The sequence below is a fragment of the Grimontia sp. THUN1695 genome, assembly GCF_059704325.2.
Map to the genome: position 1 here is coordinate 2,190,218 of NZ_AP046577.1, position 24,560 is coordinate 2,214,777.

The 24,560-nt window shown below is 48.0% G+C and carries 20 protein-coding genes and 1 other RNA gene; 12 read left to right on the plus strand and 9 right to left on the minus strand.

Annotated features, from left to right (window positions below; genetic code table 11):
- Positions 1-29 precede the first annotated feature (29 nt).
- The 3 genes from aceA to AC6IB1_RS13575 all read right to left on the minus strand — a co-directional run bounded on the left by aceA (position 30) and on the right by AC6IB1_RS13575 (position 4,569).
- Positions 30-1,334 (minus strand): isocitrate lyase, encoded by a 1,305-nt coding sequence (gene aceA / locus AC6IB1_RS13565; protein ID WP_497567094.1) that lies wholly within the window; start codon positions 1,332-1,334, stop codon positions 30-32.
- Positions 1,335-1,370: 36 nt separating this feature from the next.
- Positions 1,371-2,978: a malate synthase A gene (aceB, locus tag AC6IB1_RS13570; protein WP_497567095.1), complete on the minus strand. Its 1,608-nt coding sequence runs from the start codon at positions 2,976-2,978 to the stop codon at positions 1,371-1,373.
- 694 nt (positions 2,979-3,672) lie between these two features.
- Positions 3,673-4,569, minus strand: coding sequence for a hydrogen peroxide-inducible genes activator (locus AC6IB1_RS13575; protein WP_040528579.1), 897 nt, complete (start codon positions 4,567-4,569; stop codon positions 3,673-3,675).
- Positions 4,570-4,698: 129 nt separating this feature from the next.
- Here AC6IB1_RS13575 and AC6IB1_RS13580 point away from each other — a divergent pair, with 129 nt between their 5' ends.
- Both AC6IB1_RS13580 and AC6IB1_RS13585 read left to right on the plus strand, forming a co-directional pair.
- Positions 4,699-5,301: a peroxiredoxin C gene (locus AC6IB1_RS13580; protein ID WP_005503783.1), complete on the plus strand. Its 603-nt coding sequence runs from the start codon at positions 4,699-4,701 to the stop codon at positions 5,299-5,301.
- Between the two features lie 503 nt (positions 5,302-5,804).
- Positions 5,805-6,542: a copper homeostasis protein CutC gene (locus AC6IB1_RS13585; RefSeq protein ID WP_497567096.1), complete on the plus strand. Its 738-nt coding sequence runs from the start codon at positions 5,805-5,807 to the stop codon at positions 6,540-6,542.
- A 69-nt stretch (positions 6,543-6,611) separates the two neighbouring features.
- On the opposite strand, the gene AC6IB1_RS13590 is transcribed toward AC6IB1_RS13585, so the two are convergent.
- A complete protein-coding gene (locus AC6IB1_RS13590) occupies positions 6,612-6,962 on the minus strand; it encodes an RnfH family protein (RefSeq protein ID WP_497567097.1) in 351 nt (116 codons plus the stop codon).
- On the minus strand, positions 6,955-7,386 hold the full coding sequence (locus AC6IB1_RS13595) for an SRPBCC family protein (RefSeq protein ID WP_005503786.1): 432 nt from the start codon (positions 7,384-7,386) through the stop codon (positions 6,955-6,957). The genes AC6IB1_RS13590 and AC6IB1_RS13595 overlap by 8 nt, the downstream gene beginning before the upstream one ends.
- A gap of 206 nt (positions 7,387-7,592) precedes the next feature.
- On the opposite strand from AC6IB1_RS13595, the gene smpB reads away from it, so the two are divergent.
- Together smpB and ssrA are read left to right on the plus strand one after the other, a co-directional pair.
- Positions 7,593-8,078, plus strand: coding sequence for an SsrA-binding protein SmpB (gene smpB / locus AC6IB1_RS13600; protein WP_005503787.1), 486 nt, complete (start codon positions 7,593-7,595; stop codon positions 8,076-8,078).
- A 46-nt stretch (positions 8,079-8,124) separates the two neighbouring features.
- Positions 8,125-8,491, plus strand: a transfer-messenger RNA (tmRNA) gene (ssrA, locus tag AC6IB1_RS13605).
- Between the two features lie 40 nt (positions 8,492-8,531).
- Here the strand turns inward: ssrA and AC6IB1_RS13610 are convergent.
- Positions 8,532-9,395 (minus strand): DNA adenine methylase, encoded by an 864-nt coding sequence (locus AC6IB1_RS13610; protein WP_497567098.1) that lies wholly within the window; start codon positions 9,393-9,395, stop codon positions 8,532-8,534.
- A 165-nt stretch (positions 9,396-9,560) separates the two neighbouring features.
- Between AC6IB1_RS13610 and AC6IB1_RS13615 the strand changes: the two genes are divergently transcribed.
- Together AC6IB1_RS13615 and AC6IB1_RS13620 are read left to right on the plus strand one after the other, a co-directional pair.
- On the plus strand, positions 9,561-11,102 hold the full coding sequence (locus AC6IB1_RS13615; protein WP_497567099.1) for a hypothetical protein: 1,542 nt from the start codon (positions 9,561-9,563) through the stop codon (positions 11,100-11,102).
- A 136-nt stretch (positions 11,103-11,238) separates the two neighbouring features.
- Complete coding sequence (locus AC6IB1_RS13620) at positions 11,239-12,270, plus strand: IS630 family transposase (protein WP_497567100.1); 1,032 nt, start codon at positions 11,239-11,241, stop codon at positions 12,268-12,270.
- Positions 12,271-12,475: 205 nt separating this feature from the next.
- Here AC6IB1_RS13620 and AC6IB1_RS13625 read toward each other — a convergent pair whose 3' ends face one another.
- Positions 12,476-13,384 carry a LysR substrate-binding domain-containing protein gene (locus tag AC6IB1_RS13625; RefSeq protein WP_497567101.1) on the minus strand — a complete coding sequence of 303 codons (909 nt, stop codon included), beginning with the start codon at positions 13,382-13,384 and terminating at the stop codon, positions 12,476-12,478.
- A gap of 101 nt (positions 13,385-13,485) precedes the next feature.
- Here AC6IB1_RS13625 and AC6IB1_RS13630 point away from each other — a divergent pair, with 101 nt between their 5' ends.
- Positions 13,486-14,739, plus strand: coding sequence for a D-amino acid dehydrogenase (locus AC6IB1_RS13630; RefSeq protein ID WP_497567102.1), 1,254 nt, complete (start codon positions 13,486-13,488; stop codon positions 14,737-14,739).
- A 141-nt stretch (positions 14,740-14,880) separates the two neighbouring features.
- On the plus strand, positions 14,881-15,648 hold the full coding sequence (gene hdhA / locus AC6IB1_RS13635; RefSeq protein ID WP_497567103.1) for a 7-alpha-hydroxysteroid dehydrogenase: 768 nt from the start codon (positions 14,881-14,883) through the stop codon (positions 15,646-15,648).
- 128 nt (positions 15,649-15,776) lie between these two features.
- Here hdhA and AC6IB1_RS13640 read toward each other — a convergent pair whose 3' ends face one another.
- Positions 15,777-16,310 (minus strand): SRPBCC family protein, encoded by a 534-nt coding sequence (locus AC6IB1_RS13640; protein ID WP_497567104.1) that lies wholly within the window; start codon positions 16,308-16,310, stop codon positions 15,777-15,779.
- A 106-nt stretch (positions 16,311-16,416) separates the two neighbouring features.
- Positions 16,417-17,658 carry a polyhydroxyalkanoate depolymerase gene (locus AC6IB1_RS13645; protein WP_497567105.1) on the minus strand — a complete coding sequence of 414 codons (1,242 nt, stop codon included), beginning with the start codon at positions 17,656-17,658 and terminating at the stop codon, positions 16,417-16,419.
- A 270-nt stretch (positions 17,659-17,928) separates the two neighbouring features.
- Between AC6IB1_RS13645 and dctP the strand changes: the two genes are divergently transcribed.
- The 4 genes from dctP to AC6IB1_RS13665 are packed head-to-tail and all read left to right on the plus strand — an operon-like array spanning position 17,929 to position 24,549.
- The gene (gene dctP / locus AC6IB1_RS13650) at positions 17,929-20,058 is read left to right on the plus strand and encodes a TRAP transporter substrate-binding protein DctP (protein WP_497567106.1); all 2,130 of its coding nucleotides are present in this window, start codon (positions 17,929-17,931) and stop codon (positions 20,056-20,058) included.
- On the plus strand, positions 20,058-22,484 hold the full coding sequence (locus AC6IB1_RS13655; protein ID WP_497567107.1) for an ATP-binding protein: 2,427 nt from the start codon (positions 20,058-20,060) through the stop codon (positions 22,482-22,484). The genes dctP and AC6IB1_RS13655 overlap by 1 nt, the downstream gene beginning before the upstream one ends.
- A complete protein-coding gene (locus tag AC6IB1_RS13660; RefSeq protein WP_497567108.1) occupies positions 22,484-22,867 on the plus strand; it encodes a response regulator in 384 nt (127 codons plus the stop codon). The genes AC6IB1_RS13655 and AC6IB1_RS13660 overlap by 1 nt, the downstream gene beginning before the upstream one ends.
- Positions 22,864-24,549 carry a diguanylate cyclase gene (locus AC6IB1_RS13665; RefSeq protein ID WP_497567109.1) on the plus strand — a complete coding sequence of 562 codons (1,686 nt, stop codon included), beginning with the start codon at positions 22,864-22,866 and terminating at the stop codon, positions 24,547-24,549. The genes AC6IB1_RS13660 and AC6IB1_RS13665 overlap by 4 nt, the downstream gene beginning before the upstream one ends.
- The last annotated feature ends 11 nt before the right edge of the window (positions 24,550-24,560 follow it).

The following is a 24,560-nucleotide window of genomic DNA, read 5'->3' on the forward strand; positions in this document are numbered from 1 at the left end:
CTAGGTTATTGCATGTTATCTAGCGTAGGTCAGAACTGGTCTTCTTCCGTAGAGCCGGTCAGTGCCGTGACTGACGAGTTGCCCCCCTGGATAGTATTGGTCATCTTGTCAAAGTAACCGGTACCCACTTCCTGCTGGTGCGCAACAAAGGTGTAACCACGCTCTGCCGCTTCAAACTCAGGACGCTGGACTTTCTCAACGTAGTGGCGCATGCCTTCGCCCTGCGCATACGCATGGGCCAGATCGAACATGTTGTACCACATGTTGTGAATACCCGCGAGGGTGATGAACTGGTACTTGTAGCCCATGTCTGACAGTGCCTGCTGGAACCTTGCAATGGTGTCAGCATCCAGGTTTTTCTCCCAGTTGAACGATGGCGAGCAGTTATACGCCAGCAGTTGATCCGGATATTGAGCATGAATCGCTTCTGCAAACTGGCGCGCTTCTTCCAGATCCGGCGTCGCTGTCTCACACCAGATAAGGTCAGCATACGGCGCGTAAGCCAAGCCACGGGCAATCGCCTGATCAATACCTGCACGCACTTTGTAGAACCCTTCTGCGGTGCGCTCGCCTTCGATAAAGTCTTTATCGTACGGGTCGCAGTCGGACGTGAGCAGATCCGCCGCATTTGCATCTGTACGCGCAATCACTAAGGTAGTGGTGCCTGCAACATCAGCCGCAAGGCGCGCTGCAACCAGTTTTTGAACCGCTTCCTGAGTTGGAACCAGTACCTTGCCGCCCATGTGGCCGCATTTTTTCACTGACGCCAGCTGGTCTTCAAAGTGTACACCAGCTGCCCCCGCCTCAATCATATGGCGCATCAGTTCATACGCATTCAGTACGCCGCCAAAGCCGGCTTCTGCATCCGCAACGATAGGCAGAAAGTAGTCAGTACCTTCTTCCGGCGTTGCCCCTTTTGACCACTGAATCTGGTCTGCACGGCGGAAGGCATTGTTAATACGCTTAACCACAGCCGGGACAGAATCTACCGGATACAGCGACTGGTCTGGGTACATGGAAGAGGCAGTGTTGTTATCTGCCGCTACCTGCCAGCCAGAGAGATAAATGGCTTCAATTCCTGCTTTTGCTTGCTGGACAGCCTGACCGCCGGTCAGTGCACCAAGACAGTTCACGTAGCCTTTTTTGGCGCTGCCGTTCACCAGTCCCCATAATTTGTCAGCGCCGCGCTGGGCAATGGTTTGCTCTGGTACGAACGAGCCACGAAGGGCAACCACTTCTTCCGCGGTGTAAGGGCGCTTCACGTGCTTCCAGCGTGGATTTTCTGCCCAGTCTTTTTCCAATGCTTCGATTTGTTGCTGTCTTGTCATCGTCATTGTGCTTCCCTCTCTCAATGTTTGTTAAATCGGTAGTTAGTCCAGCAATTCGTATCCAGATAACGTCAGGAAATCTGCCAGCTCATCACTGGTGGTCAGTTGCTCCATCAAACTGGCCGCCTGCTGATATTTTCCGCCGTTGAATACAGTGTCCCCCAGTTCCTGTTTCAGCACCGCCATCTCCTCAGCCAGGCAGCGGCGGAAGAAATCAGCGGTAACCGTCTTGCCATTACTGAGCGATTTTTCGTGTTTTATCCACTGCCAGATAGACGCGCGAGATATTTCCGCCGTCGCCGCGTCTTCCATCAGGCCATAAATCGGCACACAGCCATTGCCAGAAATCCAGGCTTCGATGTATTGCACCGCTACACGGATGTTGTGGCGCATGCCCTCTTCGGTTCGCTCACCGTCACAGGGCTCTGTGAGTTCAGCCGCCGTAATAGGCGCATCCTGCTCACGCAGCACATCAAGTTGGTTCTTACGCGCACCGAGCGCTGCATCGAACACCGCTTTTGCTGTATCCGCAAGGCCCGGGTGCGCTACCCAGGTGCCATCGTGTCCGTTATTGGCTTCCAGCGATTTGTCAGCATTAATTTTTTCCAGCACCTTGGCATTTTGTTCTGGGTCTTTCGACGGAATGAACGCCGCCATGCCGCCCATTGCCATCGCCCCACGGCGGTGACAGGTTTTCACCAGAAGGCGCGAATAGGCATTTAGGAAAGGTTTGTCCATGGTCACCACCTGACGATCTGGCAATACGCGATCAGGATGGTTACGGAACGTTTTGATGTAACTGAAGATGTAATCCCAGCGACCGCAGTTGAGCGCCACAATGTGATCTTTCAGTGCATGGAGAATTTCATCCATCTCAAACACCGCTGGCAGGGTTTCGATCAGCACTGTTGCCTTGATAGTGCCACGCGGCAGATCAAATTCATCTTCAGCAAAGCAGAACACATCATTCCACCACGCTGCTTCCTGGTGTGCCTGCAGTTTCGGCAGGTAAAAGTACGGGCCAGAGCCGGTTTGCAGCAACGCCTTGTGGTTACGGAAGAAGTACAGGCCAAAATCCAGCAAGGCGCCCGGAATCGGCGTGCCATCTAACAGGATGTGCTTTTCTTTCAGGTGAAGACCGCGTACACGGCAAACCAGCACGGCAGGGTCTTCGCCCAGCGTATAATGCTTACCTGTCGCCGGGTTGTTGTAGGAAATGGTGCGGTTGATGGCATCGGTCAGGTTACGCTGCCCTTGCAGAACAGGCCCCCATACCGGTGAAAAAGAATCCTCAAAATCAGCCATGAACACCTTTACATTTGCATTCAGGGCGTTAATCACCATTTTACGCTCAGGTGGACCGGTAATTTCCAGACGGCGGTCCTGCAAGTCTTCAGGAATACCGCGGATTCGCCAGTTTCCATCACGGATAGCTTTGGTTTCTGGCAGGAAGTCCGGTAATTCGCCCTGATCAAATTTGGCCTGGCGAGCTTCACGGGCGTTTAAAAGTTCAGGCACTCGGTGGGCAAAGCGGGTAGCCAGTTTATGGATAAAGGAGAGCGCTTCATCGGTCAGGACATCAGATTCCGTCTCAGTGATCGGCGGAACAAATGTCAGTTCCTTTAACGTATGTTGTGCCTGTGATTCCATAAAAAGCCTCCAATTCCATTTGTAACTTAATCACAACAATATCAATTAATCTTTTACTGCTTCGATTGCTTTCTACTCGCCGAAACACCCCACTAAACTGGCGCATTTATTTGGGTCCGTCAACACTTCCTAAAGTGTTAGACTTAAGTCTAAAATCATAAAAATAGATAAATATCAATAAGTTAAAAAATATAGAGTTTTAACTCAAAACACTAAATTGAAACGATTATCAGATTGTTCTTCCGTTTGTGGTTTTATTGTCTAATGGCACCATTTTTGTAACCACTTACGAAATTAAATTACATAAAGGTGCAATCAAAGAAATATAAATACCATGCGTTTTAAACGTAGCAGTCAATACATATTTCCGCACAAAATCTTTTTACAACAGAGTGTTAATAGATGTAATACTAATTTAAATCAGCCACTATTCAGGCTAACTACTTAATTATTTACGAGAAATATGTACAGATACCGACAGAATTTAATTTCAGAAATGCAGGAGGGTTACCAAATTGTAAACAGAAGATATAACCAATTATGAATCCATGTCCGGAATATATAACCAAAGTTATTAATAAACCTAATGAGAGGTAAAGAATCTTCAAAAATCAGAGGGAATTTCATCGTTTTCTACGCCTGTGCACGTGTCAGCGATGAATATTCGCCCGGATTTTGGCAACAGAAAGAACCTCTAAAGCAGGGTTTCTACCAAATCAGCCAACGCTTCAAACGTCGATTTGCGGCTCGAAGTAGGCCGCCACACCAAGCCTATCTCGCGGTATGCCTCACGACCGGGTGGTTCCATCACCACCAAATCGAGGTTATCGATAAGTCCATGATTGATTGCCATTTGCGGGATAAATGTGGTCCCAAGCCCGTTGGCAACCATCTGGACCAGAGTGTGAAGACTGGTGGCAGAAAACGGGTTAATTTTCTCCGAGCTTGTCAGCTGGCAGGCAGACACCGCATGGTCGGTCAGGCAGTGTTCACGCTCAAGGAGGAACACCGATTCATCCGGCAGGTCTGAGTAATGGACAGGGAGACTTATCCCCTTCGCCTGCGCACTGCTCAGTACCATCTTGAAGGCATCTTTACCGACGATACGGCTTTGCATTCCGCCGATATCCACAGGCAATGCCAGAATCAGCACATCCATTTCACCACTTTTCAGGGCCATTAGCAGATTGGCCGTGGTGTCTTCACGTAGCAGCAAGTCGAGGTCGGGGAAGCGCTGGTTCACTGCCTGCACCAAATCACAGAGCAAAAATGGAGCAATGGTCGGAATACAGCCAACCCGCAGCTTTCCTTGCATCGGGTTCTCGCTGATTTGTGTCAGTTCCATCAGATCCTGGCTTCGAGCAAGAATCTCCCGGCTTCGGGAAACTACATCTTCCCCCACCGCCGAAAACACCAGCGTTTTGTTATCGCGCTCGATAAGCTGAGATCCAATTAGCTCTTCGAGGTTCTGAATTCCAGAACTTAGTGTAGACTGACTAACGAAGCACTGTTTCGCTGCTTCACCGAAGTGGCGCGTTTCATACAGTGTAACCAAATAGTGGAGCTGTTTGAGAGAAGGGAATTTTGTCATCGATTTTTCCGATTAGGTTAATCTATTAAATTCACTTTTTCCAATCTATCAGTTCCATTATAGTTTGTCTCGTTCATAGATGAATCAAGGCATTTTCGCCTGATAACTAAACATTTTAGGAGCTTAGAAATGGTACTAGTAGGCCGTCAAGCCCCAGATTTCACTGCAGCAGCAGTGCTGGGCAATGGTGAAATCGTAGATAACTTCAACTTCAAAGAGTTCACCAAAGGTAAGAAAGCGGTTCTGTTCTTCTACCCTCTGGACTTCACCTTTGTATGCCCTTCTGAGCTGATCGCTTTCGACAAGCGTTTCGCTGACTTCCAAGCTAAAGGCGTTGAAGTAATCGGTGTTTCCATCGACTCTCAATTCTCTCACAACGCATGGCGTAACACTGCTGTAGAAAACGGTGGTATCGGTCAGGTTAAATATCCGCTGGTTGCAGACGTGAAACACGAAATCTGTAAAGCCTATGATGTTGAGCACCCAGAAGCAGGTGTTGCTTTCCGTGGTTCTTTCCTGATTGACGAAGACGGTATGGTACGTCACCAAGTGGTTAACGATCTGCCACTGGGTCGTAACATCGATGAAATGCTGCGCATGGTTGACGCACTGAACTTCCACCAGAAGCACGGTGAAGTGTGTCCTGCTCAGTGGGAAGAAGGTAAAGCAGGTATGGACGCATCACCAAAAGGTGTTGCAGCATTCCTGTCTCAGCACTCTGACGACCTGTAATAACAGGTTAACTGCGCAAGCCGTTTCCCCCAGCGCGTAAGCGTAAAGCCAAAAGTCAGCGATAAAAAAAAACGAGGCCCGGACCACCGGGCCCTTTTTGTATCTGGGTTCTGGGTTCTGGGGCCTGGGACCTGGGACCTGGGACCTGGGACCTGGGACCTGGGACCTGGGACCTGGGACCTGGGACCTGGGACCTGGGAAAAGCTTCGCATCATCTATTTGAATCTGCTTCAGTTGCCTCCACATTCTTAGTTCCTTGTCCGCATATATCTGCTTCTATACCCTTATTTTCTCCGCTCTTGTTTGCTTTTGTCTGCGCTTTCTCGCTTCTGCTCCACCCGCTCTTCCCAGGGCCAAGCGCCGCTCTTCGTTATTCCTAGGTCCTAGGTCCGCACTTCCTTCTCCCCCCCCCCCCAACTTTTACCAAACTTTTACACTTTTCTGCCTTCTCATGTAGCGGCAACTCATTGATGATGAAGCATCCCATTCGCAAGGAGTGTTGTATGTCTGTGTTAGTTGAAGTGTGTATCGACAGTATTGAATCCCTACCTGTTGCTGAAAAAGCGGGCGCCAGACGGATTGAACTTTGCAGCTCCCTGGCGACAGGCGGGCTGACCGCCAGTACTGGTTACATGAAAACTGCGGCGCGCATTTCGGGGATTCCGGTTTATGGCATTATCCGCCCCCGCGAAGGTGATTTCCTTTATACCGGTGAAGACATAGAGATCATGCTGGAAGACATTTACACCGCAAAACAGGCAGGCCTTGATGGTGTGGTGATTGGTGCCCTTCAGGCAGACGGGAAAATCGATAAAACGGCAGTAAGCGATATGATCAAGGCAGCCTCTGGCATGGGTATAACCTTCCACCGCGCCATTGACCATTGCTCAGCGCCTTTTGATGCGCTGGAGTTCCTGATGACCAACAAAGTGGAACGTGTACTGACCTCTGGCCTTGCCAAACGCGCAGAAGACGGTATTAACACGTTAAAAGAAATGGTTGCCTTCACCCAAGGACGGCTCAGCATTATGCCAGGAGCAGGAGTTTCTCCTCACAATGCGCAATCTATAGTTTCCGCTACAGGTGTTTCTGAAATTCACCTTTCCGGAAAAACCACCCGCAACTCGCTGATGGATTTTCGCAACGAGAACGCCACCATGGGCAACGGCGAGAGTGATTTTGCCATCACAATCACCAATCCAGAGACAATTAAAGCGACTGTTGCGGCGCTTGGGCGCTAATGCTTTCCAACTGAATACTTTTAAAGTGGGAAATTGCAAAAAAGAGCAGGTCTGTTGCCTGCTCTTTCTTTATTCGCCTTTTCGAAGTGGGTTCACTTTCCCACCTGTCACTGGATCAGATTTGCCTTCCGCTTTCATGCGCTCGGCGCGGCGGCGGCGGATCTCTTTCGGATCGGCCACCAGCGGACGGTAAATTTCAATGCGGTCACCATCATGCACCGTAGCATCCAGCTTCACCAGACGACTGAACACACCAACCTTGTTTTTTTTCAAGTCGATTTCCGGATAAGCATCCAAAATGCCAGAGTGGCAAATAATCTCCTCCACTGGCGTATCCGGTGTCACAATCGCTTTAAAAACACGCTGCTCGTGCGGCAACGCATACATCACCTCAATGTGCAGCAAATTACCATCACTCATAAATTGCTCTCGCCCTGTCAGTGAATGCCTTCACCATGTTAACAGCCAGGTCATTAAAGATTTTACCGAATGCCATTTCTACCAGACTGTTGGTAAACTCAAAATCCAGGTTCAGCTCAATCTTACAGGCATTTACATCCAGCGAGGTAAAATGCCAGCCACCGACCAGCTTACGGAATGGACCATCCACCAGCTCCATTTTTATAGCCTGGCCATTCACCAGCTCATTGCGCGTGGTGAAGGTTTTCCGGATGCCCGCTTTTGACACATCCACTGACGCTGTCATGGAGTTATCATTGGCTTCCAGCACGCGAGAACCAGCGCACCCCGGCAAAAACGAAGGGTAAGCTTCTACATCATTAACAAGGTTAAACATCTGCTCTGCACTATACGGCACCAACGCAGAACGGGTAATTCGCGGCATAGCGTCTCCTCTCAGGTCGATTGCGGCATCATATCACCAGACCACATTGTTCCCCAAACACCTTCCTTCTCCTGCGATTTTGCATCGACTTGAAGCCAGCTTCATTGAACAAATATCGCCCAATCGCGCATTGGCTGCCCAACGGCCTCAAAATACGGTAAAAACTTGTTTCGTCCACCATAACCACTACGTATAATGGCGCCACTATGGCAAAGAAAAACGCAAAGAATAAGGCGGGCAGCAATACCATTGCTCAGAACCGCCAGGCTCGCCACGAATACTTTATCGAAGACGATATTGAAGTCGGGCTGGAGCTACAAGGCTGGGAAGTGAAATCGCTTCGTGCAGGCAAAGCCAACATCAGTGAGAGCTACGTGTTCTTCCGTGATGGCGAAGCTTACATGTCTGGCGCCACTATTACCCCACTGAACGTTGCATCCACACATGTTGTGGCGGATCCAACACGTGTGCGAAAACTGCTGCTCAAGCGTCGTGAACTCGACTCCCTGATCGGCAAAGTGAACCGTGAAGGTTACACTGTGGTCGCACTGTCCCTGTACTGGAAAAAGTCATGGGCTAAACTTAAGATTGGTCTGGCGAAGGGTAAAAAACTTCATGACAAACGCGATGCCTCCAAAGATCGCGATTGGCAGCGCGACAAAGCGCGAATCATGAAGAACGCAGCCAGATAATCATTGACGCAGCAGCATGTTATGCTAGTATCTGCGTCCACATTCCGGGGCTGATCTAGGATTCGACAGGATCAAGAAGGCTCGTGGAGCATGCCGAGGAGCGGTTGGCCTCGTAAAAAGCCGCAAAAAAATAGTCGCAAACGACGAAAAATACGCACTAGCAGCTTAATAACCTGCTCAGAGCCTGCCCTCCCTAGCCTCCGCCTGTAGGACGGGGATCAAGGGCAGTCAAACCCAAACAGGATCGCGTGGATGCTTTGACTCGAGAGCTGAAGCGCTAAAGATAATTCGGGTATGTCTTTGTGTGGCGTGTCTACCCGCAGCACACTGGCGAGATTAAAGATAGACTAAGCATGTAGCGCCATTAGTTAGACTGATTTTGGACGCGGGTTCAACTCCCGCCAGCTCCACCAAACGTTTGGGAAGCGCCAACTCGAAAGGGTTGGCGCTTTTTTATGCCGCTTTACCTAGTTTTGTTTCAGGCTTAATTATGCCATCAGAAAAAATCATAATTTCTGATCCTACAGCTTTGGTTTGAGCTGTATATTGCAAAGAATATGCTTCTTGATTGAAATTTTTGTATATATCTCTTATTTCTTCAGCATTATCATAAGATACTAGCCAATTTTTAAAACCAGACTCACAAAGTACATCTTTAATTTTTATATGATCTTCATGAGAGTAGTAATTCCTATATAAACCTTGCCCTTTTATATAGTAGGGTGGATCCAAATAAAGTAAAGATTGTGAAGGTATTACTCCATCCAGGACTCTAATTAACTCAACTGCATCAAGTTGATATAAGGATATTCTATCTGAAAATAAAGATATTCTTTTTATCCTTTTAATTAGATCTTCTTTGTTAAATCTTACATCTAATTTCCAATGTCCACTTTGAGCTTTACCCCCAATAACACCGGCTTTGAGAATCCCAGAACGATTCGTCCTATTTAAAAAGAACGCAGAGAAGCCCAATAATAGAGAAGCCTCTCCCGGACTAGTTTTTATCTCCTCAAGAATGGATTTTTGCCTTAGCCATTCATCTATTGTCACATCTGTAGTATGTATAAGCTCGATGAGTTCTTCTGTTTGATGAAGAACTGAGTGCCAAAAGGAGAAGATGGCTGGATCAATATCATTCATGTGAATATGCTCGGTTAATCCACTAAGCAGCAGATCAAGCGCTACGGCCCCACCTCCGGTGTATGGCTCCACATAATGACCATCACAAATGTTGTTAGCTTTGTATGTTTCTTTAACATAACTCGCCAGTTTGCCCTTACCACCGGGGTAACGTAGGGGTGTCAGAAAACGCATATCAACATAAAACAGTCTATAAAGTTATGCTTCAGATTATATCATGATCATTATAGTGATTGAACTCTGAATTATTGAAACTTTGACGTGTAATCTCTTTTACAGCATGCTTAAAAACCATAGAATAGCTAGAAAGTCATACATTCTGATTGAGGCGGTTATTCCGTGAACGTTCAATTTAAAAAATCAACTAGAACAGTGAAATCAATTGATTTGGATCTCAAAAACCCTCGCCTTGCTGGAGTTATTAAGAGACACGATATAACAAGCCAAAAAGAAGCTATCATTGCACTGGCAAAAAATGCAGAAATAATATCTTTATGCCAGTCTATTGTACAGAATGGATTTCATCCAGATGAAGTGTTAATCGTCATTGATAATGAAGAAGGAAAACAAAATAGAGTTACTGTAATTGAGGGTAACCGCAGGCTTTCCGCATGTAAAATTCTTCAAAAGCCGCATATTTTAAAAGGCACTCCCCACTATAATAAAATTCAAAGACTAATTAAGCATGATAATTATTTGGAAGCATTGAAATCTATTGATAGACTATCAGTCGTAACCTTAAAAAGTAGATATGACGCAGCTTCTTACTTAGCCTCAAAACATACTTCTGACTCAATTAAAAGATGGAGTCCATATACTCAAGGGGCATATTTATATAGCTTCATTGAAGAATTTTCAACCATATCTGCTGTAAAATATATACTAAATAATTCGATTAGTAAATCTGACATAAGAAAAAGGATAATGGTATATCTTATCGCAGAGAAAATATTCACTCTGGATTGTTGGAATGAGCAAGAAATTGACTTCCTTACATCCGAAGTAGACAAGTTAAATATTGGCGCAATAATAAGATTAGTATCCTCTTCCTATTTCATTAATTTTGTTTTCGATATAAAGATATCTGAAAATGCAACGTTAAACATCTCAGTAAAAGATACATCCAAGACTCCACTTACTGAAGATTCTCTCGATCGATTACTTGAAATATTAGCTAGGGATGCATTATTAGGAAACAAACTAAATACTCGTCAAGAAGACAAAAAAATGATGTCAGAGTATATAGACAACATAATTGGAATTCTTAATGCTGAGTTCTCTAACATTTCGGCAGATAATACAGATATTATTTTCAGTACTAAATCAAAAAAGTCTAAAGATCCGGAAAGGGACACTACTTCTAGCGGAAAAAATAGTAACTCAACCGAGGATAAAACCGGGGAAAAAGAAAATAAAATCAAAAATACACCTAGAAGATATTATGAAAAATTAATTCCTACAGAAATAATAACTCCAAATGGAAATGTTAAATTACTTAACCTATGCCAAGAAGCACAAAAACTAAATTTTAAAACAAACTTATATTCATCTTCTCTTATGATAAGAGCGATTCTAGAGGTGACTCTAAAGGTTCTAATCAAAAAAAATAATAAGTTTGAAGATTTAAAAAGACAATATAAAGAGCGCCATTCTGACTTTTCAAGCATTCTGTCTTTTACAGAAAAAAACACTAAATATCTTGTGGCAGATGAATATGTAAAAGTCGTAAGGAATGCAATTTCAGACCTCCAACAGCATGGAAAGGAACTTTTAAATTTAACTAATCATGAAGACAGTCAAATTCTAACTCTCAAAGAAGTTGAACATCTGAGAGCAAAAATGCTAGAAATTTGTAAACCATGCTTCTTAAGAATAAAGTGATTTATCAGAGGGTTGCATCGCAGCCCCTTATCTAAAGATAGTTACAGTATATTTATATTTACCAGTAAAGCATAACTATACCCGTGATCATTGAAGATGCTTGATTTTCATCGGTATGAGGATCATGCTACGCCCCATGAAAGTGACTCTGACCTACAAGCAAAAACATGAACTCGAAAACCAGCACGATAAAACGCGTGATGGTCGAGTGCGTGACCGTATTAAAGCGGTACTGCTTGCTTCTGAAGGTTGGAGTACTGACATGATTTCTCAAGCCTTGCGTATTCACGAAACCACCGTTCTCCGTCACCTTCACGATTACGCGCAGTCCGAGAAACTCAAACCTGAAAATGGTGGGTCCAGCAGTCGCTTATCGGCTTCACAGACGATGGGGCTCATCGAGCACTTAACAGAGGTGACCTATCACCATACTCACCAGATTGTTGCCTATGTTCTGGCGCAATTCGGCGTCTGCTATACCGTCGCTGGCATGAACAAGTGGCTGCATCACCAAGGTTTTCGCTATAAAAAGCCTAAAGGTGTCCCTCACAGGTTTGATGAGGCTAAACAGCAAGAATTTGTCGAAGCCTACAAGGCACTTAAGTCCAGCTGCGGCAAAGAGGAAACTATCCTGTTCATGGATGCGGTTCATCCCACTCAGGCCACCAAACTCTCTCATGGCTGGATACGTACTGAGCAGGACAAAGCGATTGAAACCACGGGAAGCCGCAGTCGCCTCAACATTGTGGGGGCATTAAATCTCTCTGAGATTGGCCGCACTGTTATCGATAATTACGAGAGCATCAACAGCGAAAACATCGTTAGGTTTTTGTGCAAGCTGAGAGAAAGCTACCCACTGACGCATAAGCTCCACCTCATTCTGGATGGTGCAGGGTATCACCGAAGCGACTTAGTAAAAGACGCCGCCTTTGTGCTGAATATCGAGCTTCACTATTTACCGCCCTACAGTCCCAACCTCAATCCGATAGAGCGGCTTTGGAAAGTGATGAACAAGCAGGTAAGGAACAATGTCTACTTCAAAAGTAAACGGGATTTTGAAGCGGCTATTGGCCGATTTTTCACTGTGATCCTTCCACAAATCGCAGGCTCTTTAGCGTCTCGTATAAATGATAATTTTCAAGTGCTCAATCCTGCATCTTCAAGTTGAATGGGTATACATGACCAAGCCGCTCAATGCAGAGCGTTTGCTGTACATGCTGAAACTCTGGCTGGCGGGCCCTCATGATACCGACAGCCAAGAGTGGCCCCAGCTACAAAAAGACAATGAGAAAGACTAAGGTGTTTCCTGCATATCATGGCAACTGACATATTACAGGTTCAACATATGCCCTGCCCCCTGCTTTTCAACAGGCTTAGGAACACGCATTTTGCTTCAGCCAGCCCACGAACTTTTCGTTACTGTCACTCTGGGTGCTGCTGATAAGGTAATACCCAGCATTGGCTTTTATTGGCGAGAACGGCGAAACCAATCTTCCGGTTTCCAGTTCATTGTCGATAAGCGCCATACGGGCCATGGCAATCCCGACACCGGCTTCAGCAGCAGACATTGCCATGTCGGTACGGTTGAAGAAATGGCCGCGCTCAGTCGACACTGAAAGCTGCATTTCCTTTGCCCAGTTTCGCCATTCCAAATCTTTTCCGGCCTTTTCCCATGGCATGGCATCGTGCAGCAGGGTGACAGCCTGCCAGTGCGCCGTATTCCCGGCATCATTTTGTAACCAGGGGTGACGGGCCAGATATCTGGGGCTCATTACCGGCAACAGGTATTCATCCAACAAGAGTTCGGCGCTGGGGTGTCTAAAAGGGTGTGGTCGGTAGTCGATAGCAAGGTCAAAGTCCCGCGTTTCGGCATTCACCAGTGCGCCTTCGGCAAAAATCTGCACCTGAATATCTGGGTAAACCTGATGGAAGCTTTCGAGTTTTGGCACCAGCCATTTGAACGCAAATGAAGGCGTAAGCTTAAGGCGGATTTCCTGTTTTTTACCGCTTCCTTTCTGCAAACTGGTGATTTCTGTATCAATCTCTGCTAAATGGAAACTCACATTTTGGTGAAGCTGTCTTCCCTTTTCAGTCAAGCGAATACCCCGCGAATGACGTTCAAGCAAGGCAAAACCTAATTGTTGCTCCAGTTGTAGCAGCTGCTGACTCACCGCCCCTGTCGTAAGGTGCAGGACCTTAGCTGCATGAGTGAGTGTATTGTGCTTGCCAACTTCTGCGAAAGTATACAGCGCGCCAAGGTGCTGGCCTTTGAGTATTTGCATATCTGCCTTTAGAAATTCTATATACAGCGATTAATTTATATCGATTGTTATCACTATGTAAACACCGCAAACTCGCGCCATTAATCACAGGGAGAGCAAACATGAAAGCATTGGTGTTGGGAAGCGGTGTGGTTGGCCTGATGAGCGCCTGGTATTTACAGCAGGCAGGCTATCAAGTCACGGTTGTGGATCGTCAGTCAAAAGCGGGGGAGGAAACCAGTTTCGCCAATGCCGGGCAAATCTCCTATGGCTACTCCTCTCCCTGGGCTGCGCCGGGTATTCCACAAAAAGCGGTGCGCTGGCTGCTCGAAGAACATGCGCCGCTGAAAGTAAAACCGTCCCTCGACCCGCAGCTTATTAAGTGGGCAACACAAATGCTGTCAAACTGTCAGCTTGATCGCTATAAGCTCAATAAATCCCGCATGCTGGGCATTGCCAATCACAGCCGAGAGTGCCTGATAGCGCTTCGCGACAAACACAATATTGAATATCAGGGCCGCCAGAAAGGCACGCTGCAAATCTTCCGTAATGAAAAACAGCTTGATGCGGTGGAAAAAGACATCGCCCTGCTGGAGCAAAGCGGCACCCGTTACCAGCGCATGACCGTCGAAGAATGCATTAAACAGGAGCCCGGGCTTGCCGCAGTGAGCCATAAGCTCACCGGTGGTCTGTACCTGCCAGATGATGAAACCGGGGATTGCTACCTGTTTTGCCAGCAAATGACCGAACTTGCCAAAGCCCACGGTGTAACATTTATGTTCGACACCGACGTGAAAGAGGTAAAACGCGAAGGCACCCGCATAGTCAGCGTCGTGACGAACAAGGGCGAGCTGGAAGCTGATGCTTACGTTGTCGCGATGGGCAGCTACTCCACCCAGTTTATGGCCGGTCTTGGTCTCAGCATCCCGGTTTATCCGGTAAAAGGCTACTCACTGACGGTGCCAATCACGGACGAAACACAGGCACCGACGTCCACCGTGATGGATGAAACCTATAAAGTCGCGCTGACCCGCTTTGACGATCGTATCCGTGTTGCAGGCACCGCAGAGCTGGCAGGCTTCGACCCATCTATTCCGGAAAAGCGCAAAGCGACGATTTCTATGGTGGTGAAAGATTTGTTCCCGAACAGCGGTGATTTCGACAAGGCAGAGTTCTGGACAGGATTTCGGCCAATGACGCCAGACGGCACACCGCTGATCGGTAAAACGCCGTTTAGCAACCTGTTCACCAATACCGGACACGGCACACTGGGCTGGACCATGGCCTGTGGTTCCGGTCATCTTCTGGCACAAATCATCGGTAACAATATCACCAGCAATGTTGAAGGACTGGATTACTTTCGCTACGCCAGTTAACACACCACTAACCTAACTTGTTAATATATAGCGGTTTTTATAAGCCGCTATGCATTATTTAATCTTGTATCAAGAAAGAACCAGCGTTAAGTTGTAGGTGCAACTAGGCTCATTCCATCTTAACTGAAGGAGGACAGTCCCTTGTCTATTCTTGATCAATTCAGCCTTAATGATCAGGTCGCTATCGTGACCGGTGCAGCAGCCGGTATCGGCTGCCGTATCGCAGAAGTGTTTGCCGAAGCCGGTGCCAGGGTCGTGGTCAGTGACCTGAATCTGGACGCCGCCAACGAAGTGGCCTCTGCCATTAACGCCACCGGGCGACACGCCATTGCCGTGGCCTGCAATGTGACCAAAGAAGACGATCGCATTGCGCTGGTAGAGCAGGCGATTGCTGCTTTCGGCAAAGTCACAATCCTTGCCAACAACGCCGGTGGTGGCGGTCCTAAGCCATTTGACATGCCAATGTCTGATTTTGAATGGGCATACCAGCTCAATGTCTTCGCCCCATTCCGTCTGATGCAGCTTTGCGCACCGGAAATGGAAAAAGCCGGAGGCGGTGCCGTGCTGAACATCAGTTCCATGGCAGGAGAAAACAAAAACTGGATGATGGCCTCTTATGGCTCATCAAAAGCCGCCGTTAATCACCTGACCCGCAACGTGGCCTTCGACCTTGGCAGCAAAGGCATCCGCGTCAATGCCATTGCGCCGGGTGCCATTCGCACAGCCGCTCTTGAGAAAGTTCTGACACCGGATATCGAAACCGCAATGCTGAAACACACGCCGCTTGGACGTCTCGGTAAAACAGACGACATTGCCATGGCCGCACTGTTTCTGTGCTCGCCAGCAGCATCATGGGTGAGCGGTCAGATACTGACAGTGAGCGGTGGCGGTTCGCAAGAGCTGAGCTGACAGGTTCCATGTCAGGTTATATATAAAGTTAGCCCCTTCCTCGCCTTTTCCTTTAGACAATGCACCAAGACTTTGTTATCGACGCCTTTGAAAAAGGAAAGCCAGGATGGGGTTAGATTGGGTGAGCGTTACTTTTCCATTTCTGTTTTCAGGTTATCCAGTCCGGCTTTGTAGAGGCCAGAGATTGCGGCAATCGCAGCAGCATCATTGAGGTTTTCCGGTGGATCATTGTTAGGGTAGCCACGGTAGAAACCTGCCTTCCAGGTCACCACGCTCTTATCGCCCTCCGGCTTCACCTTGATCGTGGATTGGTAATTGGTAACAGGCAACAAGGCAGTATTGTCTTTGGTGATTTTGTATTTGATCATCATGGCATCAGAGTTGTAGCCTTTGATCTCTTCCGTCACACTTTGATCGCCCACATACACCACACGAACGGCACCTTTTTCGGTTGGATTTCCCGATTCCATAACGACTTTCGTCACCGGTGGCAGCCAGGAAAGACTGTCAAACGCGCCCACCGTTTTCCACACTTTGCCTGCCGAAGCATTGATGGTGACAGACTCGGAGACTTTAAGTCTTGATGGCCCATGGGCATTGGCCGTAGATATGCCAACAAAGCCTGTCAACATCACGATGACGGGAAGTATTTTTCGTAACATCCGCTGTTCCTTCTCTAACCGTTTCGTTTCTTTATAACGACGATCAGGAAGGAACAGAATCACGCCTGAAGCAAAAGTGTTTTCCTCACCGACAGACGAAAATAGGCTATGCCGCCTTCACCACTTTTGGGTTGTACTTTTTGATAAACCCTTTGATTTTTGGCGCTATCGATTCCCGGTAACGGCGGCCATTGAAGATGCCGTAATGCCCTACGCCCTTCTGCTCATAATGGACTTTTTTCGATGCCGACAGCTTGGTACAAAGATCCAGTGCCGCGGAGGTTTGCCCACGTCCTGTGATATCATCTAGCTCACCTTCAATGGTCAACATAGCGGTGCGGGTAATGGCATCCAAATCGATAGGCTCACCACGGTACAGCATGGTTTTGTTGGGAAGCTTGTGTTCTAGGAACACCTTGCGGATGGTGTCAAGGTAATAGTGGGCAGGCAAATCCATCACCGCGAGATACTCGTTATAGAACTTTCTGTGCGCTTCGGCGTTCTCCCCATCCCCTTTCACCAGATCACCAAAAAACCTAAAGTGCTTTTGCACATGAGTATCCAGGTTCATCGACATAAACCCGGACAATTGAACAAAGCCGGGATAAACAAGCTGTCCTGCCCCTTGGTACTGTTCCGGCACAGTACATATCACGTTGGACTCAAACCATTCCAAATCCTTACCGCTGGCATAATCGTTCACGTCAGTCGGATTAATGCGGGTATCTATCGGACCACCCATCAAGGTTATGGTTGTCGGTACAGCAGGATTATTCTTTGCTGACATCAAGGCGGTGGCTACCATCAGTGGCACACAGGGCTGACAAACAGCAATGGCATGGGTATCCGGCCCCAGCAGTTCCAAAAACTCCACCAGATAATCCACATAATCATCAAAATGGAACGCCCCTTGCGATAACGGCACATCGCGAACGTTTCGCCAGTCTGTCACATACACATCATGATCCGGCAGGAAAGCGTCGATGGTGCCCCGCAACAAAGTGGCAAAGTGACCGGACAGTGGTGCGACAAACAAGACTTTAGGCTGGTTGGGCTGGGCTTTGCTGCGGCGAAAATGCAGCAGGTTACAAAAAGACTTATTCGCAATGACATTGTATTGGATTGCCAGTTTTTCGCCATTGATGACCGTGGTATCCAGCTCCCAGGCAGGTTCGTCATAGCAGTCGGTGAGCCGTTCCACCAGCTCCATAGACGCATCCAGTGTGCGGGTAACGGAAGATGTCCGTAGGATATTCCATGGCGCCGCATTCACATCTCGGATGAATTTCACCCAAGAATTCAGTGGTTTAATAGCATCCATGTAAGTCGCATTCAGTTGGTAAAGCATACATCACCCCTTCATCTGACTAAGGGTGATTTCACAGTCGCCATGGGTTAATGACTAATCACCCATTTACATACTAGCCCAGATCTCACCGTTCACAGGTTTGTGATAAGGGATGCACCTGCAATGCAGGAAATATATGGAAACACCAGCCAGCGCCAATTTTTACCGTACCGCGTTCAATCTTCCTCACTGGAAAAACATCTGCCTCATTTCTAATCTTTGATAAAAAATTGAACAATTTCTGAGTGCGCAACCATCAGAGGGTATGGCATGAAAAACATCGCCGTGGGGAAAGGCATCTTCACCCTGATCATGCTGTTGATATTATTAACAGGTTGCGATAGCCGAACGAAACCGGGCTCAAACACGCCACAAGCACTTCCTACCAAACACAGATTAACCATTGCGTTATCATCGACTTCCGCCGCTGCCGAATACGAAGCCGTCAACTATTTTGCGTCACTGATAGAAAAACAATCCAACGGACAACTTGTCCTCAATGTGCTGAGCGGCAAAGCAACATTAGGCCAGCGTGAACGGATTGCTGCACTAAAGAAAGGGGACATTGATTTCACCGTCGTCCCCAGCGCCAAGGTGTCGCACCTGTATCCGGCCATTGAGCTGTTTGATCTGCCTTTTTTCTTCACCGAACATCATCAAGTTCGACGTGTCTACGCCAGTAACGCCAGCCGCCAAATGCTGGCCAAACTCCAGGATTACGGCCTGGTTGGGCTAGCTTTCTGGGACGGTGGATTCAAGCAACTCGTCACCAACGTCCCCCTCAGCAGCAAAGATCAGTTTCTGAACAAACGCTTCAGGATCGTGGAAAGTACCGTACTTCGCGAGCAGTTCAGTAGCTGGGGTGGGCTTACCCTACCCATTTCAAAAGCAAGGGTCAGCGAAGCCTATGCCAATGGGGATTTAGATGGCGAGGAAATAACGCTGTCCCAACTGTCCGCCCATCGAAAGTCAAATCTGCAGGTGAATTTAACCCGCCATGGGCACCAAACGCTTCTGCTGATGATGTCTTCCAAAACGAAAAATAAGCTTCCCGAACAGCTGTTTCATATCATCGACAATGCCGCGAAGGCTGCATCAACGTTCCAGTACGACATCGCGCACCAGAAAGAAAAACTGGCACTGCTCAGCCTGAGGGAAGACGGTGTCATCAATGTCCCCTCCAACGCACTGCTGGCCTGGATGAAAACCGCTTCTGCCCATGTGATTGAACACCAGAGAATGCAGTTTGGTACTGCGATGCTAGAGCAAGTCATTCAGGCAAAAACAGACTGGGAAACCCTCCCCCCTGACAACCTGATTGTTGCCCTTGATGCCGACATGCTTGGCAGCGCTGCCTTATCAGGACTGGCTATCCGCCGGGGTATTGAACTCGCCTTAGAGGAAATTAACCAGCAAGGCGGCATTCTCGGAAAGGAAGTCCGGCTGATGGTCAGAAACAACTCCATGGTTCCTTCCCGTGGCCTCGACAACATTGCGCTGCTTTCCAAGGCCCCCAATGTGCTTGCGGTATTCAGCGGCATCAGCAGCCCTGTGGTATTGGCCGAGCTCAATCTTCTGCATGAGCGAAAAATGCTGATGCTTGTCCCCTGGGCTGCAGCAACCCCAATTGTCAGTAATGGATATGCTCCCAATTTTGTTTTTCGTGTCTCAGTAAGAGACGAATATGCCGCGCAGTTTTTACTTGAAGGTGCCTTAAAAGCGTCTGACAAAGTGGGTTTTTTCTTAGTCAATAACGGCTGGGGACGCAGCAATTTCAAGGGGCTTTCAAAAGAGATGGAAAAACGAAAACACCAGCCGACAGGAGTCCAGTGGTTCGACTGGGGAGAAAAGAACATGGAAACCAAAGTACGAAACCTGATTAACAGAGGTGCCAAGGCCATTATTTTTGTGGGAAATGCCGTGGAAGGTGAAAAATTTGTGACGGCATTAGCCAGGTATGAAAATCCTCCGGTGGTTTATTCCCACTGGGGGATCACTGGCTCAACGTTTGCAGAACGCTCTGCCAATGCCCTAAAAAAGATAGATCTTCGGGTCTTACAAACCTTTTCCTTTATCGGTAATGACAACCCCGCCGCTCATGCCTTAATGGCGCGCTACCACGACCGTTATGGCACAACGAAAGGCACAGATATCTTTGCCCCATCCGGCACCGCGCATGCTTACGATCTGATGCACATGCTGGCCATCGCAGCCAACAAGGCCGGTTCAACGGACATGGCTGAGATACAAAAGGAAATGACCCAGCTTGAGTATTACCAAGGGGTGATGAAAACCTACCACTCTCCGTTTAAACGCACCCAGGATGCGTTGACTAAAGATGACTACCTGTTTGCGTTTTACAAAAACGGGACTTTACATCCTCTGGAGTCCTCTCGCTGATGTCGGCCAACCCAAGCATCTCAACACGCTTTTCACAACTTATCCTGTCACTTTTGGTGACCTTTTTGTTGTTGGTTGTAGGGGCAACAACAGTGATAGAGCTGTTTCGGATTCAGCGCCAGCTCGAACAGGATCTGAATGCCGATGCCTCCAATACGTTACAGTTACTCAACTTTCAACTTTCAACACAGCAACGTGCTGTCTCACGCACTGCACAAAGCCAGTTATCAATTAACAGCCTGATTGATATTAATGGTGGCGGTTACTACTTCGAACATGCTCTTGAAGATCTCACCTTGCATACTGCCATTGAGGAAGCTCACCTTTTCGATTACGCCGGAAATTTCCTTTCTCAAAGCGCTCAACAAGCCGAGTGGTTTAATGCCCTGATGGTCTCAAATACCCTGTCGATGGGAACCGGTGAAATCATGCTCCAAAATGACAATTTCTATATTGTTGAGCCCATTGTCTATTACGGCGCCGTGCAAGGAGGAATTATCGCAAGAATCAACATGGCAGCCCTCACGGCCCCAGTGTTGGAAAATATCGACCACAACTACCAAATCGTAATCAATGAGAGCTGGATGGTATCAGGTGGCGACATGACGAAACCGGGCATTCAGGTATCAAAACACCCACCCGACGGACTGATTATAAGCCCGTTTGGTATTTCCGTTACACTCAGCGAACCCTATTCCGCCCTGCTGAAAGAAACCTTATCCTGGCTGACCAGCTTCAGCATTCTGGCTCTGATTGCCCTGATACCTGCTGTCGTTATCACCCGTCGTCTTGGAAACAAGATGGCATGGCCAATTGTCGCGTTGGCAAGAGAAGTGAAAGAAGGACATTATCCTATCAACACACTTCAGGCTGATAAGGAGATCGCCACACTGGCTGATGCATTCAACCTGGCGACACAGGAAATAAACCGTATCAATGAACAGAACATCAAAGAGGAGCGCCTCTCAGGCCAAAGTCAGGTACAGGCCATCGTTGACACTGTTGTAGACAGCATTATTACGATTGATGCCCATGGCTACATCGCCACCTTCAACCCCGCCTCAGAAGGCCTTTTCGGTTATCGCGCAACAGAAGTCATTGGCGAGAAAATCAACATATTGATGCCTCCCCCTTTTGCCAGCGAGCATGACAGTTACCTCGAAAGTTTTATGAATGGCAAACAGGCAAAAATCATCGGGATCGGTCGTGAAGTGGTTGGCATGAGAAAAGATGGGTCCACGTTTCCTGCTGAATTGTCTGTCAGTGAAATGCGGGTCTCAGGGAACCCCATGTTCACTGGCATCATTCGTGACATCACGTCGCGTAAAAAAGACGAAGCCATGAAGAATGAATTCGTTGCTACCGTCAGCCATGAACTGCGCACCCCCTTAACCTCTATCCGTGGAGCACTCGGAATCATCCTCGGAAAATTCAGCGGGGAATTACCGGATAAAACCCAGAAAATGCTGACCCTGGCGCTGCGTAACTGTGAACGTCTGACCTTGCTTATCAACGACATCCTCGATATCGAAAAGCTGGAGTCCGGCGCCATGCAATATCACTTTAACCGTTGCAACCTCTACTCCATCATTGCCCGCTCTATCGAAGACAATACCGGGTATGCCAAACATCACCAGATCACAATCACCTTTGAGAGCGACACCGAAACAGCCTATATCAACGCGGATTCCACGCGTATGCAACAGGTGATGGCTAATTTACTGTCTAATGCTATTAAGTACTCTAAGCCCGGCGGAGAAGTTGACGTCACGTTGGCGAACAAAGGGAGCAGTTTTCGCGTTGAGATCACAGATCACGGCGCCGGTATTCCCCCCGAGTTTCATGAACACCTTTTTACCCGCTTCTCTCAAGCTGACAGTTCAGACACTCGCCGTGTGGGTGGGACAGGATTAGGGCTAGCCATCGCAAAATCCATCATTGAGGCACATAAAGGACAACTGCACTTTTTTTCTGTCCCCAAACAGGGCGCAACGTTTTTCTTCACCTTGCCGAATGAGAACCATGCTACGGAAAAGATAAGGCCAGAAGGCACCATCAAGTTCAATGCACAACAAATCCTTTTTATCGGTATAGATGACACACTGCTGGCAATGCTCAGGACACAGTTCAGGCACCATGCGGATATTGTAGGGGTTGATACCCTTTCTCAAGCCGAACACGCAATGACGCAACAGACCTTTGATGTCGCCTTCGTCGAATATCCCTTTGTGGAAGCAGTGAAAAACCCCTTGAATCTTCTGCAAAACAAACAGATACCCACAGTATTACTCACCGATCAAGAGGTAGATATCTCACTGCCCGACATTGTGATGGCCTGTTATGAAAAACAAACACTTAACTTTAACCAACTCAAGTCAGAACTCCGTCTTATAATTAAGAAAACAGTTCCCAGAAAGGCAATGTGATGGATAAACCAATAACCGTGCTTTACGTGGAAGATGACGAAGACATCCGCGACATTGCCGAAATGGCACTGGAAGACGATGGCTTCGTCTTGCTGTCCTGTGTGAGTGGCAATGAAGCCATCGAAAAGGCGGCACTCTCGGCCCCGGATTTGTTATTGCTGGACGTAATGATGCCGGACATGGATGGCCCCACCACGTTGAAATACCTCAGGGAAATACCACACCTTGAAAGCACACCAGCGATTTTCATGACAGCAAAAGTACAATCCTCTGAAATGGCGGAATACCATGACTGCGGTGCTATCGGCATAATCAGCAAGCCGTTTGATCCTATGTCACTGGCAGAAGACATTAAAAACCTCATGGCAGGGCACAGTGTATGAAACCATCCCAGATAAAAAAGTTTCAGAACCAGCAAGCCAAGTTTGCCCGGGAAGTGACCAAACGGACCGATCGGATCAAAACCTTATGGCAAAAAATCCAATACCCTGACGATCCCCACAGTAATGCACTTGAAGCGCTGTTGATAGAAACCCACACGCTGGCTGGCACCGCTGCCACCCTTGGGTTTGTCGACCTTGGCGAATGTAGCCGTGATATTGAAGTCTTGCTTAAACAGCATATCGAAGACAACGGTTTACCTATTCATCCAGAGAAAGCCAACCACCTCACCCGACTGATTAACAGTATGGATGACATCGCGAAAATCGAACCTAACTACCCGGAAAATCTCACCTATGGCGAAGTCACCCTGATCCATGAGCAAGAACGCGCCAGGCAACGTATCTATGTGGTCGCCGAAACCCCTGAAAATGCAAGGGAAATGGCAGAGCAACTGCAATATATCGATTACGACGTACTGCTTCTGGACAGCGCCGAGGCGCTCAAAGAGGCACTCGACCAGGTACTGCCTTCCGTCCTGATTGTGGATTTGGACGACTTCACCCTGCTTGATGCCGTCACTAGAGTGTGGCGAAAAAGCAGCGGTATTCCGCTGGTGGTGTTGAGTGCCAACGATTGCTGGGAATGTCGTCTCCAGGCAGCACGTGCAGGGGCATTTACCTTCTTCCAAAAGCCGGTGGAATACGATGACATACTGAGCATTCTCGACTCGCTTTGGGACACCCACAACGAGCAGTACCGGGTGCTGATTGTGGAGGATGACCACATACTGGCGGAACATTACGCAACAGTGCTGCAAGGCGCTGGTATAAAAACCAGCGTTGTCAGCCATCCGGAGCACCTGCTGAATGCGCTTAGTGAATTCCAACCCGATCTGGTGCTGATGGATTTGTACATGCCGACCTGCTCCGGAGTGGAAGCAGCAAGTGTGATACGCCAGCATGCCGTACACACCAATGTGCCTATTGTGTACCTTTCCGGCGAAACGGATCTGAAACTACAGATGAAAGCCTTACAGGTCGGGGCTGATGACTTTCTCACCAAGCCCATCAATGACCTCCACCTGGCCCAGGCGGTCTCTATCCGGGCGCGCCGGTTCCGCGCATTAAGCGCAATGATGGACAGGGACAGCCTGACCGGATTATTGAATCACTCCAACCTGAAAATGGCGCTTGAACGGGAACTGTCCCGTGCGTGCCGGCATAAAAAACCGATAAGCTTTGTGATGATTGATATTGACCACTTTAAATCAATCAATGACCAATACGGCCACCCGGTTGGTGACAAAGTGATCAAAGGGGTAGCCCGTCTGCTCAACTATCGCTTCCGGAAAACCGATACCAGTGCCCGCTACGGCGGTGAAGAATTTGCTCTGATCTTGCCTGACACTCCGGCAGACATCGCCCTGCGCCTGATTGATGAATTCCGCAACACCTTCTCAAAAACACCGTTTTCCAATGGCCCAGAAACATTCTACGCCACACTCAGCGCCGGGATAGCTACTTTTCCGGAGTTTGACACCGTCGAAGCACTGATAGAGGCCGCAGATTCTTCTCTATATCTGGCGAAAAAACAGGGCCGGAACCGTGTCGTCACCCATGTTGAGCTGACGTGCCTCCAGGAAGGCTTAGACAGCAGCCAGACCCAATTGCGCAAAAAATGAAAAACTGACTA